The following is a 15,316-nucleotide window of genomic DNA, read 5'->3' on the forward strand; positions in this document are numbered from 1 at the left end:
TTATTACAATGTAGAGGAAGTCAAGTGATTGGCAGATATGAGCCTTAGAGGTTTCGTATACAGAAATGGAGGATTTTATATGAGTGAGAATATTTTGAGAATTCAAAATGTAGAGAAATACTATGGCAGCAGGAATAACCTGACTAAAGCGATAGATGACATATCGTTTGATGTAAATAAGGGTGAATTCGTTGCTATTATGGGTGCTTCGGGAAGCGGTAAGACAACACTTCTTAACTGCATATCTACAATTGATAAGGTTACAAGTGGCAATATATATGTAGACGGCAATAATATCACACAGCTTAAAGGAAGTGCTCTTAACAGATTCAGAAGAGATAAGCTGGGATTTATATTTCAGGATTTTAATCTTCTGGACACACTTACAGCATATGAGAATATTGCACTTGCATTGTCAATCAGAAATGATTCTCCTGAGATAATTGACAGGGCAGTAAAAAATGTAGCAGAACAGCTTGATATAACAGAGATATTAAATAAATATCCCTACCAGATGTCAGGTGGACAGAAACAGAGAGTTGCTTCTGCAAGGGCAATTATAACAAGTCCAAGTCTGGTGCTTGCCGATGAGCCGACAGGAGCTCTTGACTCAAGAGCTGCTAAGCTTCTTCTTGAAAGGTTTAATATGCTTAACAGGGAATTGCAGGCGACAATACTTATGGTAACACACGACTCATTTACTGCAAGTTATGCAAGCAGAATTATATTTATCAAGGACGGTAAGATATTCCACGAGCTTAACCGTGGTGATGATGACAGGAAGACCTTATTTAACAAGATAATAGATGTTGTTTCATTATTGGGAGGTGACGCGGGCGATGCTCTTTAAACTATCATTTTCTAATATGAAAAAAAGCCTGAAGGATTATGCGGTATATTTCTTCACGTTAATACTCGGTGTTGTGATATTTTATCTTTTTAATGCAATCGAAACACAGACAACTATGCTTAAAATATCAGAAGACACAAGAGAGATAGTAAAGCTTATTAATACAACACTTTCGGGAGTAAGTGTATTTGTTGCATTTATACTTGGATTTCTTGTTATATATGCAAGTAATTTCCTTATGAAGAAGAGAAAAAAGGAATTTGCATTATACATTCTTCTTGGAATGGGAAAAAGGAAAATATCACTTATACTGTTTCTTGAAACACTGATTATAGGTGTTATATCGTTAGGAATAGGACTTGTGGCAGGAATAGGACTTTCACAGGTTACAAGTATATTTGTTGCCAATATGTTTGGGGTTAACATTGAGAAATACAGATTTGTATTTTCTCAGCAGGCATTTGTAAAGACATTGATATATTTTGCAATTATATATGTTATCGTAATACTCTTTAATATGTTCTGCATTAACAAATATAAGCTTATAGACCTTCTTACAGGAAGCAGAAAGGCAGAAAAAGCAACTAACAAAAATCCATATATATGTGCAGTTGTATGGATAATATCAGTTGTACTGCTTGCATTTGCCTACTATAAGGTATCAGATAGCAGGAATCTTGAGTTAGTTACTGACCTTGCCAAATATATAGTGATGGGCTGTGCAGGCACATTTTTATTCTTCTGGTCATTATCAGGAATTATGTTCTCAGCAGTACATTCTATGAAAAAGGTGTACTATAAGGGGCTTAACAGCTTTGTGTTCCGTCAGATGAGCAGCCGTATGAACAGCAACGTGTTCGCAATGACAGTTATATGCCTTATGATGTTTATAACAATATGCGTATTATCAAGCGGACTTACAGTGCGTAATTCACTTGTACACAATATTGATATGCTATCACCAGCAGATGTGCAGATAGAGAAGGAACTTTATTCAGATGATGAGGCAGAATTGATTAAAGATTATTATAAGAGAAAAGATATTGATCTTGAAGATATTCTTAAAGATATAGTAGATGTGTATGTATACAATACAAGTGAACTTACAATTAATGATACTTTAGGAAATACAGAAGCAGCGAAGGCTAATAATCCGGATATCGCAGATAATATTGATTCATCATATTTTGATGCATATTATTCTGAAGATATTATGAAACTTAGTGATTATAACAAGGTGGCAGCTCTGTATGGTAATGAACAATACAGTCTTAGTTCTGATGAATATATAATTGTTGCAGACTTTAAGTCGATGGCAGAAGTGCGAAACAAAGCCTTAGATAAGGGAGTAAAGATTGCTTTAAATGGGGAATTGTTAAAGCCAAAATATAATCGTTGTTCGGATGGTTTTGTCCAGATGTCATCTAACCATATAAATATAGGAATTGTGGTTGTGCCAGACGAAGTACTTGAAACAATGCTTCCAACAGGTGAATATTATATTGGTAATTATAATATACCAGAGGGGGATGAACGTGAGGCAGTTGATAAAAAGATTGTAAAGATAGCGAATGGTGCTGGTAAAGAAGGTATTATAATGGATATTAATACGCTTATTTCAGTAAAAGAGAATTCAATGGGACTTGGTGCTATGATAGCATTTATAGCATTGTACATTGGACTTATATTCCTTATATCAGGAGCGGCAATACTTGCATTAAAAGAACTGTCAGAAAGTGCCGACAATCTTGGCAGATATAAGATACTTAAAAATCTTGGAACAGACAATAGCAAAATCAATCACGCAGTATTAAAGCAGACAGCGATATTCTTTGGAATACCAATGTCTCTTGCAATAATACACTCAATATTCGGAATGAGGGTAAGCTATATGGTGATGGAACTGCTTGGTACGGAATATATGGTACAGTCAATAATAATGACCGGAGTGTTTATACTTTTGATATATGGAGGGTATTTTGTTATAACTTATAATAGTTGTAAGAATATGATAAAGAATATTTGATTGGGCAATTGGGAGAGAGGAATGTAGGTTGTGAGGGATTGGGGAGAGCTGGCACAGGCAACGGCGACACGCTTGCGCTTAAGTGTCGCTCGCAACGGTACTAAAGTGCTAAAGGACAGCACTTAAGTGCCGGCGGCTCCCCATCGTCTTCTTATGCCTGTGCCAGCTCTCCCCAATCTCAATCTACTTTATTGGCAGGAATGAGAGAGTTTACTTCTTTGCCAGTAAATATTGTTAAATAAATATAAACATATTGACAGAACAATAGTTAAATGATAATATGCGAAATGCAAATGATTTGCAAATTTAATGCAAATTACAATGCATTTCGCATTTTTTATAAAAAAGGGAAGTCATTAAAGTAAATTAGCAATTAATGCCCTCCCTCACAAGAAAGGAGCCGTACACAATGCCTAAAACATACCACACCAAAGCTACCCAGGAAATCGAACAATATCTTTCACTCCAGAAAGACAAGAGCTTCTGCGTGGCTGACGTATATCATTACCTTGAAAGCAACAATGTAGATGTAAACCAGTCAACAGTGTACCGTACGCTCGACAGAATGACAGATAATGGAGTGCTTGTGCGTTTTAAGACAGCAAGCAGTGGTAATTATTATTATAGAATATCAGATGAACATAATAATTGTGATGCACATCTTCATATGCAGTGTCGTAAGTGTGGAAAGGTTATGCACCTTGACTGTGCATTTATGGACGAAATAAGAAAAAATCTTATGAAACAATATGGATTTACACTTGAATGTAATGGCTCAACTTTAAGCGGTCTTTGCAGGAATTGCAAAGATGAGCAGGGTTAGAATGGAGTAAAGATAATATGCAGAATAAGCATTTTAATATAGATATAAAAATGGCAGGAAAAAGAATAAAAGCATTATTTATGAGTACTGTTCTTCTGATTGGTACATTTTCAATGCTGTTATTAACAGGCTGTTCATCAGATACAGGGTATGATGATGACAGGATAAGCATTGTGTGTACAACATTCCCACAGTACGACTGGCTAAGTCAGATAATAGGTGATAATTCCGATAAATTCAGGCTGACACTTCTTATTAATGGTGGAGTGGATTTACACAGTTACCAGCCTTCAGCTAAGGATATGACTAAGATTTCATCAGCAGACGTGTTTGTGTATGTCGGAGGCGAGTCTGATGCGTGGGTTCTTGATGCGGTAAGGGAAACTAAGAATAATGATATGATAAAAGTCAATATGATGGAGCTTATAAGCGACAGGACTAAAGAGGAAGAGGTAATAGAAGGTATGCAGGAGAGCCGTTTCCAGTTCAGGCATACACACACACATTCCCATAGTGCAGACGATCACAGTGATGACCACGCAGATGAGCATAGTGATGACCATACAGCAGATGACCACGCAGATGAATATACGGCAGGTGACCATAGCGAAGATAATTACGCAGACGACCACAGTTTGGAGGCAGGGCACAGTCACACAGACGAGGATATTGAATATGACGAGCATATATGGCTTTCATTAAAAAATGCGGCTGTATTAACACAGTATCTTGCGGATATAGTCAAGGATTTGGATAAAGATAATTCGCAGTTATACCAGGATAACGCTGATGCGTATATAAATAAGCTTGCTGGACTTGACAGTGATTATGAAAATGTATGTGAGAATTCAAGGCTTAAGACAGTTATATTTGGCGACAGATTTCCATTCAGGTATCTTGTTGATGATTACGGAATTGATTATTATGCCGCATTTGCAGGCTGTTCAGCAGAAACAGAGGCAAGTTTTAAGACAGTTACATTCCTTTCTGGCAAGATAGACGAGATAGGAACAGGAAGCATACTTGTAATTGATGGTTCCGATAAAAGAATAGCTAACACTATTAAGGGCAATACAAGCCAGAAGAATCAGCAGATACTTACTATGGATTCAATGCAGTCGGCAGGGATAGATGATGCAGATTATACATATCTGAATGTTATGAGTAATAACCTTGTCGTATTAAAACAGGCTTTACAATAGATTTTAATGTCAGACGTGAACGATAATTTTTGTGTTTATTATGCTTATAAGAGAATGTTTATCAATAACAATTGATAAATAGGAATTGAGAAAGGAAAAGAAAATGTCATATATAGAATGTGAGAATTTGGCTTTGGGATATGAGGGCAAGGCAGTTGTATCAGGTCTTAATTTCAAGGTCAATAAAGGCGATTATTTATGTGTGCTTGGTGAAAATGGAGCTGGAAAAAGTACACTTATAAAGACACTGCTTAACCTTATAGATAAAGTATCAGGAAGGATAGAATATGGTGATGGCCTTAAGGATTATGAGATAGGTTATCTTCCACAGCAGACAGTTGTACAGAAGGATTTTCCAGCTACTGTATGGGAAGTTGTTCTGTCAGGAACACTTGCAGGAAGCGGATTTAAGCCATTTTACGGAAAGAAAGAGAAAAGTCTTGCAATTGAGAAGATGAGAGAGCTTGATATTACAGAACTTAAGAAAAAATGTTACCGCAATCTTTCAGGCGGACAACAGCAGAGGGTCTTACTTGCAAGAGCACTCTGTGCAACTTCCAAGGTAATACTTTTAGATGAGCCTGTTACAGGTTTGGACCCTAAGGTGACAGCAGAATTTTACGAGCTATTAAAGGAGCTTAACGATAAAGGAATAACAGTAATTATGGTGTCCCACGACCTTCAGTCGGTATCATATGCGACACATATTCTTTATCTTGACAGTAAAGACAGCTTTTATGGTACTAAGAAAGAATTTATGCAAAGCGACAAAGCCAATGTATTTGGACAGATGGAAGGAGATGAGGAGTAATGAGTGGCTTTATACAGGAATTTCAGTTTTATATGTCATATCCATTTGTAAGATATGCGCTTATCGTAGGCGTGCTTATCTCTTTATGCTCATCACTTCTTGGCGTGACACTTGTGTTAAAGAGATTTTCCTTCATAGGAGATGGCTTGTCACACGTTGCATTTGGTGCACTTGCAATAGCTACAGTGTTAAAGATTGCTAATGTAAATATATTCATTATGCCTGTAACAATAGTGTGTGCGATATTGCTTCTTAGAACAGGAACTAACACGAAATTAAAGGGTGATGCAGCAATAGCTATGCTTTCAGTAGGCTCAATGGCAGTTGGTTACCTTATATTAAATGTGTTCTCAGTATCCTCAAATGTATCAGGAGATGTGTGTTCCACACTTTTTGGTTCGACATCAATCCTTACACTTACAGGCTCAGAAGTTATTATGTGTGTAATAGCCTCACTTGTAGTCGTTGCATTTTTTATAATATTTTATAACAGAATATTCTCAGTGACATTTGATGAGAATTTTACACGCTCAATGGGCAAAAATACTAATGTATACAATCTTATGATAGCAGTTATAACAGCAGTAATAATCGTGCTTGCAATGAACCTCGTAGGCTCACTGCTTATAACAGCCCTCTTAGTATTTCCGGCCTTGTCAGCGATGAGAGTAATGACAAGCTTCAAATCAGTTATAATATACTCAGCAATCCTTTCAGTATTTGGGGCAGTATTTGGAATAATAATATCAATATTTACCTCAACTCCAGTAGGTTCGACAATCGTAACGATATATATTCTCATTTTCATAATTAACTGCATAATTGGAAGAATTCTGAGAATATGATATAATGAGCACAAAAGTGCTCATCTTAAAAGTTCCTTACGGAACTTTATATGTGCTGAAAAGCTGCACAAAAATTATGATATAATATGACTGCTTCGTAGTCACTTAGAAGTTTCTTCGAAACTTCGGATGCGTGGAAAAGCAACGCAGGGCATATGATATAATGAGCACAAAAGTGCTCATCTTAAAAGTTCCTTACAGAACTTTATATGTGCTGAAAAGCTGCACAAAAATTATGATATAATGAGCACAAAAGAAAAAAATCAGCATACAATTAAATATAATACAGATATTAAACAGTGAGTAGCATTTTGCATAAATCCGACTGATGTCAGATTGGCTATCTCACTGCTTTTTTGTTTTTATTAGAATATTTTTATTGGAATTAATTCAGGAGGTGTTTATGAAAGATACTTATTCCAAAATAAAAGATAATTATAATTGCCCATTTAATCTTATAGATGACCTGATAGGTGGAAAGTGGAAGCTTAGGATAGTTGCACACATAATAAACGGTGACAACAGATTTTCTATATTACAGAAAAAAATTGATGATATAACACCAAAGGTATTGATGTCACAGTTAAAGGAGTTAGAGGCAAGCGGACTTATTAACAGAAATGTAATAAAGGAAATGCCGCCAAAGATAGTAGTATATGAAATCAATAAGGAATATAGCGATATTGTTGATATAGTTGATAATTTAGAACAATTTGCTAAAGGTTATAGTAATAGAAATGATATAGCAACTGAGAATATAAGGTATGAAAAATAGAGCTCAAAGTTACAAAAAAGTAAGTTATAGACATACTAAATTAGTATGTAATATAATTTGCTGGTCGCAAGTTAGCAATAACTAACAAAAGTAAGGAAAGGAGGAACTATGGGTTGAAAAAGTACTGTACAGAAATTATTCTTGCAATAATTCTGCTTGCATTATCATTAATATCTATATTTGTTGGTGTTATTGATATAGATATCAAAGATTTATTAACAAATGATAATAATGCATTGATGATATTTGTTGTTTCAAGATTACCTAGATTGTTAGCAATTATATGTACAGGTATGGGAATGAGTGTTGCAGGACTTATAATGCAGCAACTCTGTATGAACAAGTTTGTATCACCAACAACAGGGGCAACAATTTCATCAGCCCAGCTTGGAATTCTTCTGGCATTATTATTTATTCCTAATTCAACATTATGGCAGAGAGCGGGTTTTGCTTTTGTAACGGCTATTCTGGGTACCTGGGTATTTGTCTGGTTTATTCAGAAAGTTCAATATAAAGATGTGGTAATGGTTCCTCTCGTTGGAATTATGTTTGGTAACGTTATAGGCGGTATAACTAATTTCCTTGCATATAAGTATGAAATGACACAGGCGTTATCCACCTGGCTTGTTGGACATTTTTCATTAGTACTTAAAGGAAGATATGAAATAGTCTATATGGTTGTGCCTCTTATTATATTAGCATTTGTATTTGCTAATCATTTTAATATAGTTGGTATGGGAAGAGATTTTTCTAAAAATCTTGGTGTTCCATATGATATTGTGTTGTTTGGAGGACTTACAATTGCCGCAATGATAACGGCTTCTGTTGTTGTTGTCGTTGGTTCAATTTCTTACATAGGCTTAATTGTTCCTAATATAGTGGCAATGTTTAAGGGTGACAAAATAAGAGGAACGCTTATTGATACCGCTTTATTTGGTGCAATATTTGTTCTGGTCTGCGATATGATTGGCAGAATTGTGATTAAACCATATGAATTACCAATTGAGCTGATTGTTGGAATATTAGGAAGCATTATATTTATAGGAATGCTTTTATACAGATTAAGATATGGAAGAAAAGCAATTGATATAAAGAAAATTTTATTTAAAGATACGAATGGAGCAGGTTATGAACAAAAGAGCTTATAGAAAAAATATTATAAAGCTTATTGTTATTGCATTAATAGCCATTATTATTGTTGCGGCATTTCTTTTTATAGGTATTAAGTTTCATAATCATAAACTTCTAAGATATGCAATGAAATTAAGAATACCTAAAGTGATTGCGATGATAATAACAGCATTTGCAATAGGAGCGGCAACGATAATATTTCAGTCTGTTATTAATAATACAATTGTTACACCGTGTCTATTGGGAATGAATGCCTTATACACACTTATACATACATCAGTTGTCTTTGTGTTAGGTTCAGGAAGTATATTATTTACCAATGATAATCTTAGTTTTCTTGTAGACCTTGTACTTATGGGAATTATAGCGACTGTTGTATATAGCTGGCTTTTTAAGATGACAGGACATAATGTGCTGTATGTATTGCTTGTTGGAACAGTATTGACTTCATTTTTCTCAAGTATCCAGAGTACATTGACAAGGGTTATGGACCCTAATGAATATGACACGCTTCTGACTTCACTTGTAGCAAGCTTTAGTAATATTAATTCAGAGATAATTATATTTTCGGTGATTATACTTGCACTTATAGGTGTGATTTTTAGAAAAGAACTTGCACTGCTTGATGTAATAACTCTTGGAAAAGAACAGGCAATTAACCTGGGTGTTGATTATGACAGATGTATAAGAAGATTGTTACTGGCTGTAACTTTGTGTATAGCAGTTGCAACAGCTATGGTTGGCCCGATATCATTTCTGGGGCTGATTATTGCTAATATTTCAAGACAACTGTTAAAAACATACAGGCATACACAGCTTATAGCTGGTGCGGCGTTGATGGGTGTAATAGCACTTATTGGAGGACAGTTTATAGTTGAAAGAGTGTTTGTGTATTCTATTCCAATAAGTGTATTTATAACAGTTGCAGGTGGTATATATTTTCTATATTTAATATTAAAGGGAAGCAGGCATAATTCATAAAATAATTTGAAGGGAATTACAGTTATGCAGATTAGCCATATTATTAAAAAATATGATGAAAAGACAGTTGTCAATGATGTGAGCTTTTCACTTCCAAAAGGGAAGGTGACATCGCTGATTGGACCCAATGGTGCAGGCAAGTCAACTGTTATGAGTATAATATCAAGACTTATTGCACCGGATAATGGTTCAGTTGTTATAGAAAAGAAAGATATAAACAAATGGAATAGCAAGGAATTATCAAAGCATCTGGCAATACTTACACAGACTAATAATATCCAGATGAAGCTTACTGTAGAAGAACTTGTTGCATTTGGAAGATTTCCTCATTCAGGAGGAAGACTTAATAGTAAAGATAAGGAAATGATTGACAAAGCTATTGACTATATGGAATTAGAAACTTTCAGGGAAAGATTTATAGACGAACTTTCAGGCGGACAAAGGCAGAGAGCATATATAGCTATGGTTATAGCACAGGACACAGAATATGTTCTTTTAGATGAGCCGACTAATAATCTCGATATCTATCACGCAAGTAATCTTATGAAGATAGTAAGAAGATTATGTGATGAACTTGGAAAAACAGTAATACTTGTATTGCACGAGATTAATTATGCGGCATTTTATTCTGATTATATATGTGCATTTAAAGACGGAAAGATTGCTTCATTTGGTACAGTTGAAGAAGTTATAACTAAGGAAAACTTATCTTCTATATATAATGTAGAATTTGAGATTATGCAGATTAAGGGCAAACCATTGTCTATATATTATTAAATTTATTAAATAATGGCAGGATGTCAAAAGTGGAATTTTCCATTCACTTTTATTACTGGTATTGGTTTAGTAATGTATACGGCTTGGGATATATTATAATTTAAAGAAAGGATGAAGTGGCAGTAAGCCACAAAGGTAAAATATGAAAAAACATTTTAAGAAATTATTATTAATGGCACTTATGGCAGTAATGGCAGTAGGACTTATAGCGTGTGGTACTGATAAGTCTGATAATGAAAGTACTAAAGAAGAAAAGACAAGCGTGACAATCACTTCGCTTGATGCTTCAAAGAATGAAATTGAATTAGAAGTTCCTTATAATCCTAAGAGAATAGCAATTCTTGACCTTGCATCTTTAGATATTATAGATGAACTTGGCGTAGGTGACAGAGTAGTAGGAATGGCATCAACAAGTATTGATTACCTTGAAAAATATTCAAATGATGCATCAATTAAAAATCTTGGAACAATAAAAGAGGCTGATTTAGAAGCAGTTATGGAGTGTGAACCAGATATTATATTTATTGGTGGACGTTTATCAAAGAGCTATGATGCTTTAAGTGAAATAGCACCAGTAGTATATCTTGCAACAGATACTAATGAGGGACTTGTAAATAGCGTATCTAAAAATGCAAAGACAATAGCTTCAATATTCGGAATGGAAGATAAAGTTGATTCACTTATGTCTGATTTTGGAGCAAGAATAGATGCAATAAAGAAGATATCATCAGGAAAGACAGCATTAGTAGGTATGACAACAAGCGGAAGCTTTAATCTTCTTGGAAATGATGGAAGATGCTCTTTAATAGGTGTAGAAGCAGGCTTTAACAATCTTACAGCCGCAGGCTCAACATCAACACACGGCAATGAATCTTCATTTGAAACAGTAGTACAGCAGAATCCTGATTATATATTTGTTATGGACAGAGATAGCGCAATATCAACAGCAGGTGCTAAGACTGCTAAAGAAATAGTGGAAAATGAACTTGTAAAGACAACAGATGCCTACAAAAACAACCATATAATATATCTTGAACATTCAAATGTATGGTACACAGCCGAAGGTGGAATACAGGCATTAGACATAATGCTTACAGACCTTGAAAAAGGCTTAAAATAAATAGCTGGAATAAATAAATTCAAGTATTGAAATGATAAAAAAATAATAATGAAAACCTAAAAAGAGTTTGTGCTAGATTGCCACCCGTACCAGTAGACAGGTGACATATCAAACACAAACTCCTTTTTTAATTAAAAATCTATCCACATAAAAACTGATATGGTATACTTATGAACAGGAAACAATTATAAGGAGACCACGAAAATGATATCAATCACCTTATGTATGATAGTAAAAAATGAACAGTCAATATTAGAACGCTGTCTTATTTCATACGCAGGAACTTATGATGAATTAATAATAGTGGACACTGGTTCGACTGATTCAACCAAAGATATAGCACATAAATACACAGATAAAGTATATGATTATAAATGGTGTGACGATTTTGCCGCTGCCAGAAATTACGCATTTTCATTAGCTTCCTGCGATTATATATTCAGTGCAGATGCAGATGAGATATTAGATGAACGCAATAATCAGGCATTAAAAGACCTGAAATCAATGCTTCTTCCAGAGATAGATATAGTACAGATGTATTATGTTAATGATAATGACTATAACTCTGTGTACAATGTACACAGAGAATTAAGGCCAAAGCTTTTTAAGAGGTTAAGGCCTTTCGTATGGACATCACCAATTCATGAAACAGTAAGGCTTACACCTGTGGTATATGACAGTGATATAGAGATACTGCACAGACCAGTATCAGACCACAGCAGGAGGGATTTCTCTACATATATTAAAGCATTTGCCAGGGGAACACAGTTGGAGGACTATGTTATAACTATGTTATGCAAGGAGCTTTATATTTCTGGTTCAGATAAAGATTTTATGGATTTTAAAGATATATTTGCCGATATTCTTATTAATGAGAACAGAAGTGACGACATTCGACAGGAAGTGAACTGTGTACTTGTTAAAATATACCGCATAGCAGGTGATATGGGAGAATTCTTTAAGCTTGCTTTAAGGTGTGTTGCTGATAATCCAAGCTCAGAGATATGTTATGAACTTGGCAATTATTATTATGATATAAATGACTATGCAGAAGCGGCAATGTGGTATTATAATGCAATATATGAAACTTCAAGCGTATTAGATATTACAAGCGGAGGTAATAAGCCTTTGTATGCTCTTAGCAGATGTTATGACAAGCTTTCAGAAACATCAGAAGATATAGAACAGATAGCACAGTTCAGACAGATGGCGGAAGATTATAAGTATCAGGCAGAGCAATGGAAGCTTCCTGATGAGATAGTTTAAGAATGGAGATAAAGATGCACAACGAAAAGGATAATAATTCAAAAGGCACAGCAAATACAAGAACTAAGCTGTCCCCAATTGCAATTGTACTTATTGTAATAGCTGTAATTGCTCTTTTTTCAGTTATTATAGCAGGAGCTGTAAGTTCTAATAATAAGAAAAGTGGGGATAATACTGTTGGAATGACATTGACAGAGAAGAATTTGAAACCACAGAATAATTCATCTAACAACAGTGTAGCTGACAGGTCACTTACTAAGGTTGAGATATTAATGGATGATACAGCTGTTGTTGTTGGCACAACATTTAAAGCAGCTGCAGTTGTAGAGCCGGAGAATACTGATAAGGCACTTGTGTGGTCAAGCAGTAATGAGGATATTATGAAGGTTGATTCAGATGGTGTTGTAACTGTTAATAATGTAGGTGTTGCGGCACTTACAGCGACAGTAGGAGATGTGTCAGATGCCGTAGCTATTGAGGGAATAAAGAGTGTATCAGCAGGTTCAGCCAATGGATATGTTGTATACACAGGTAATGGAAGCATTACGGGTTCTAATTCATCTAACAGCAGCTCATCAGGGGCTTCTAATAGTGGCACATCAGGCAGAACGGGCTACTCATATAACAGTGAGGCAGGAAGCTATGATGATGGTAACAGCAGTGGTACAGATAATGGTAGTTCTGACGGAGGCTATATTGCAGATGATTCATCTAATAATTCAGATGGGTCTTATAACAATAATTCAGGCAATGCCTCTAACAATTCAGGCTCTAATTCATTGAATACCAATAGCACTAACACAGGAAGCAGCAGTTCATCAACTGGAAACAGTGACGGAATGAAGAGTACAGATCTGCCATACATACTTGGTAATCAGGGATTTACAAGAGAATATTCTAATGTATACATATATACAGAAAATGATACTTATTATGGAGAAATAATAATACAGCCAGAAGTTTCTATTATATATATCAAGCAGAGAAGCGGCGGTTTTGACAGCAAGATTAATAGTGTATTAAGTGAGCTCCTCCCATCAGAATATAGTCAGGTATGGAGCAATTATCTTTCTGCTTCAAGTGACAGAACATTTACTGCTGAGGGAAGAAAAGTAAGAATTGTAACAGCAGCAGGCGGAGGACATTCGCAAATTGTAATATACAATTAATGTCAAATATGCTATATTTAATAAAATGCTGTTATATAACCAATAGCATATTTATGAAATGAATAATGAGGTGAAAGTTGTGCTTAATGAGAATAAAGTTAAGATGATGACTAAGATGGCTATATATGAAAAGAACGAGGGCAGGAAAATGCTTCGTACAGCGAAATATTTCAAAGGTGATTTCATTGCTTTCGGTATTTTAAAGACATTAATAACTACAACATTTGCATTTATGATAGTTGCAATTATGTATGTATTATGCAATGCAGAGGGACTTGTTGAGAATATTAATTCAATGGACTATCTTGCATTTGGCAGGAGAGTGGCAATATACTATATAGGAATGTTAGTTATATTTACAGTAATAGCAGCTGTTGTATATAATGTCCAGTATGAATGTTCAAGAAAAGGTCTTAAGAAATATTTTTCAAGACTTAATAAGCTTGAAAGATTTTATAACAGCCAGAAGAAAAGAAAGTAAATATGGAGGATATAATGGCGGTTTTATTAGAACTAAAAGAGAATTTTAAAAGATTTTACAACAAATATGATATATATATTGTACCGGTGGCTAAGTTTATAGCAGCATTGGTTTCATTTCTTATGCTTAATGCCTCTATCGGCTATATGGATAAGCTTAATAGTCCTATAATAGCAGTATTAGTATCGGTTATATGTGCATTTCTGCCTAATGGCTTTACAATAGTAATGCTTTCGATATTTATGATTGCACACTTGTATGCAATATCAGTAGAATTTGCACTTATTGCATTGTGCGTAGTGCTTCTTATGTATCTGTTATATTTCAGATTTACACCAAAGCTTGGATATCTGCTAATATTAACAGTAATTATGTGTGGTTTTAAGATACCTTATGTTATACCGGTTGCTGTAGGTTTATGCTCATCATTTCTTGCGGCAATACCTGTAAGCTTTGGTGTAATAATTTATTATATAATTAATACAGCCAGTGCTTACGAAGCAGCAGTTACTAACAAATCTTTAACAGAGAGTATGTTACAGGTTTCTTATTTAATAGAAAGTCTTGTTAAGGACAAGCAGATGATAGTGTTAATTGCAGCACTTGCAGTTACAGTAATTGTTGTATACATAATAAGAAGACTTAAGATTGACTATGCATGGGGTTACGCTATAGGAATAGGAAGTGTATTACAGTTCATAATTCTTGTTGTATGCGAGATTGTATTTAAGACTGAATTTAATATAGTTCTTATTGTAATCGGAGTTATATTAGGTGCACTTGCAGGTTATATCTGTAATGTTATGTTCTTTGCAGTTGATTTCAGAAGAACAGAGTATGTACAGTATGAAGATGACGAATACTATTATTATGTAAAGGCTGTGCCTAAGATTAATGTAGCAGGTGAGGATGTAAAGGTTAAGCAGATTAATGCAAGAAAGACCAGAAAAGCCTCAGATATAAGTGATGTAAGACAGGCTAAATCAACAACTGCTGCCACAGAAGAAGACGAAGATATGATATTTTTTGATAAATAATAGTATATTTATCATATAGAAA

15 protein-coding genes are annotated in these 15,316 nt (G+C 34.7%); all 15 read left to right on the forward strand.

Annotated features, from left to right (window positions below; genetic code table 11):
• Positions 1-79: 79 nt before the first annotated feature.
• The 15 genes from WMO42_RS05790 (at position 80) to WMO42_RS05860 (ending at position 15,294) form a co-directional block, all read left to right on the forward strand.
• Positions 80-850: an ABC transporter ATP-binding protein gene (locus WMO42_RS05790; protein WP_055306215.1), complete on the forward strand. Its 771-nt coding sequence runs from the start codon at positions 80-82 to the stop codon at positions 848-850.
• Positions 840-2,876, forward strand: a complete 2,037-nt coding sequence (locus tag WMO42_RS05795; RefSeq protein ID WP_055306214.1) for an ABC transporter permease — start codon at positions 840-842, stop codon at positions 2,874-2,876. Before WMO42_RS05790 ends, WMO42_RS05795 begins: the two co-directional genes overlap by 11 nt.
• 409 nt (positions 2,877-3,285) lie before the next feature.
• Entirely contained in the window at positions 3,286-3,699 is a 414-nt protein-coding gene (locus WMO42_RS05800) for a transcriptional repressor (RefSeq protein ID WP_022501934.1), read from the forward strand.
• 17 nt (positions 3,700-3,716) lie between these two features.
• The gene (locus WMO42_RS05805) at positions 3,717-4,901 is read left to right on the forward strand and encodes a metal ABC transporter substrate-binding protein (protein ID WP_055306213.1); all 1,185 of its coding nucleotides are present in this window, start codon (positions 3,717-3,719) and stop codon (positions 4,899-4,901) included.
• A 103-nt stretch (positions 4,902-5,004) separates the two neighbouring features.
• Positions 5,005-5,712, forward strand: a complete 708-nt coding sequence (locus tag WMO42_RS05810) for a metal ABC transporter ATP-binding protein (RefSeq protein WP_055306212.1) — start codon at positions 5,005-5,007, stop codon at positions 5,710-5,712.
• Positions 5,712-6,557 carry a metal ABC transporter permease gene (locus WMO42_RS05815; RefSeq protein ID WP_055174013.1) on the forward strand — a complete coding sequence of 282 codons (846 nt, stop codon included), beginning with the start codon at positions 5,712-5,714 and terminating at the stop codon, positions 6,555-6,557. The genes WMO42_RS05810 and WMO42_RS05815 overlap by 1 nt, the downstream gene beginning before the upstream one ends.
• 403 nt (positions 6,558-6,960) lie before the next feature.
• Complete coding sequence (locus WMO42_RS05820) at positions 6,961-7,332, forward strand: helix-turn-helix domain-containing protein (protein ID WP_022501930.1); 372 nt, start codon at positions 6,961-6,963, stop codon at positions 7,330-7,332.
• Positions 7,333-7,445: 113 nt separating this feature from the next.
• Positions 7,446-8,480 carry an iron chelate uptake ABC transporter family permease subunit gene (locus WMO42_RS05825; protein WP_082437070.1) on the forward strand — a complete coding sequence of 345 codons (1,035 nt, stop codon included), beginning with the start codon at positions 7,446-7,448 and terminating at the stop codon, positions 8,478-8,480.
• Positions 8,461-9,444, forward strand: coding sequence for an iron chelate uptake ABC transporter family permease subunit (locus WMO42_RS05830; RefSeq protein WP_055306211.1), 984 nt, complete (start codon positions 8,461-8,463; stop codon positions 9,442-9,444). The genes WMO42_RS05825 and WMO42_RS05830 overlap by 20 nt, the downstream gene beginning before the upstream one ends.
• Before the next feature lie 24 nt (positions 9,445-9,468).
• On the forward strand, positions 9,469-10,221 hold the full coding sequence (locus WMO42_RS05835) for an ATP-binding cassette domain-containing protein (RefSeq protein ID WP_022501927.1): 753 nt from the start codon (positions 9,469-9,471) through the stop codon (positions 10,219-10,221).
• A 142-nt stretch (positions 10,222-10,363) separates the two neighbouring features.
• Positions 10,364-11,341 (forward strand): ABC transporter substrate-binding protein, encoded by a 978-nt coding sequence (locus tag WMO42_RS05840; protein ID WP_055306210.1) that lies wholly within the window; start codon positions 10,364-10,366, stop codon positions 11,339-11,341.
• A gap of 204 nt (positions 11,342-11,545) precedes the next feature.
• Entirely contained in the window at positions 11,546-12,607 is a 1,062-nt protein-coding gene (locus WMO42_RS05845; protein WP_022501925.1) for a glycosyltransferase family 2 protein, read from the forward strand.
• 2 nt (positions 12,608-12,609) lie between these two features.
• Positions 12,610-13,776 carry an Ig-like domain-containing protein gene (locus WMO42_RS05850; protein ID WP_055306209.1) on the forward strand — a complete coding sequence of 389 codons (1,167 nt, stop codon included), beginning with the start codon at positions 12,610-12,612 and terminating at the stop codon, positions 13,774-13,776.
• A gap of 79 nt (positions 13,777-13,855) precedes the next feature.
• Positions 13,856-14,257 (forward strand): hypothetical protein, encoded by a 402-nt coding sequence (locus tag WMO42_RS05855; RefSeq protein ID WP_242858614.1) that lies wholly within the window; start codon positions 13,856-13,858, stop codon positions 14,255-14,257.
• A gap of 14 nt (positions 14,258-14,271) precedes the next feature.
• On the forward strand, positions 14,272-15,294 hold the full coding sequence (locus WMO42_RS05860; protein ID WP_022501922.1) for a hypothetical protein: 1,023 nt from the start codon (positions 14,272-14,274) through the stop codon (positions 15,292-15,294).
• The last annotated feature ends 22 nt before the right edge of the window (positions 15,295-15,316 follow it).

The organism is Lachnospira sp. CLA-JM-H23 (assembly GCF_040096425.1).
In the GTDB taxonomy this organism is placed as follows: domain Bacteria; phylum Bacillota; class Clostridia; order Lachnospirales; family Lachnospiraceae; genus Lachnospira; species Lachnospira rogosae.

Bases quoted from the DNA above. Each gene is read 5' to 3' on its own strand.
- WMO42_RS05840 (WP_055306210.1), top strand. From the start codon at position 10,364: ATGAAAAAACATTTTAAGAAATTATTATTAATGGCACTTATGGCAGTA.
- WMO42_RS05845 (WP_022501925.1), top strand. From the start codon at position 11,546: ATGATATCAATCACCTTATGTATGATAGTAAAAAATGAACAGTCAATA.
- WMO42_RS05820 (WP_022501930.1), top strand. From the start codon at position 6,961: ATGAAAGATACTTATTCCAAAATAAAAGATAATTATAATTGCCCATTT.
- WMO42_RS05795 (WP_055306214.1), top strand. From the start codon at position 840: ATGCTCTTTAAACTATCATTTTCTAATATGAAAAAAAGCCTGAAGGAT.
- WMO42_RS05860 (WP_022501922.1), top strand. From the start codon at position 14,272: ATGGCGGTTTTATTAGAACTAAAAGAGAATTTTAAAAGATTTTACAAC.
- WMO42_RS05800 (WP_022501934.1), top strand. From the start codon at position 3,286: ATGCCTAAAACATACCACACCAAAGCTACCCAGGAAATCGAACAATAT.
- WMO42_RS05835 (WP_022501927.1), top strand. From the start codon at position 9,469: ATGCAGATTAGCCATATTATTAAAAAATATGATGAAAAGACAGTTGTC.
- WMO42_RS05805 (WP_055306213.1), top strand. From the start codon at position 3,717: ATGCAGAATAAGCATTTTAATATAGATATAAAAATGGCAGGAAAAAGA.
- WMO42_RS05850 (WP_055306209.1), top strand. From the start codon at position 12,610: ATGGAGATAAAGATGCACAACGAAAAGGATAATAATTCAAAAGGCACA.
- WMO42_RS05790 (WP_055306215.1), top strand. From the start codon at position 80: ATGAGTGAGAATATTTTGAGAATTCAAAATGTAGAGAAATACTATGGC.
- WMO42_RS05810 (WP_055306212.1), top strand. From the start codon at position 5,005: ATGTCATATATAGAATGTGAGAATTTGGCTTTGGGATATGAGGGCAAG.
- WMO42_RS05830 (WP_055306211.1), top strand. From the start codon at position 8,461: ATGAACAAAAGAGCTTATAGAAAAAATATTATAAAGCTTATTGTTATT.
- WMO42_RS05815 (WP_055174013.1), top strand. From the start codon at position 5,712: ATGAGTGGCTTTATACAGGAATTTCAGTTTTATATGTCATATCCATTT.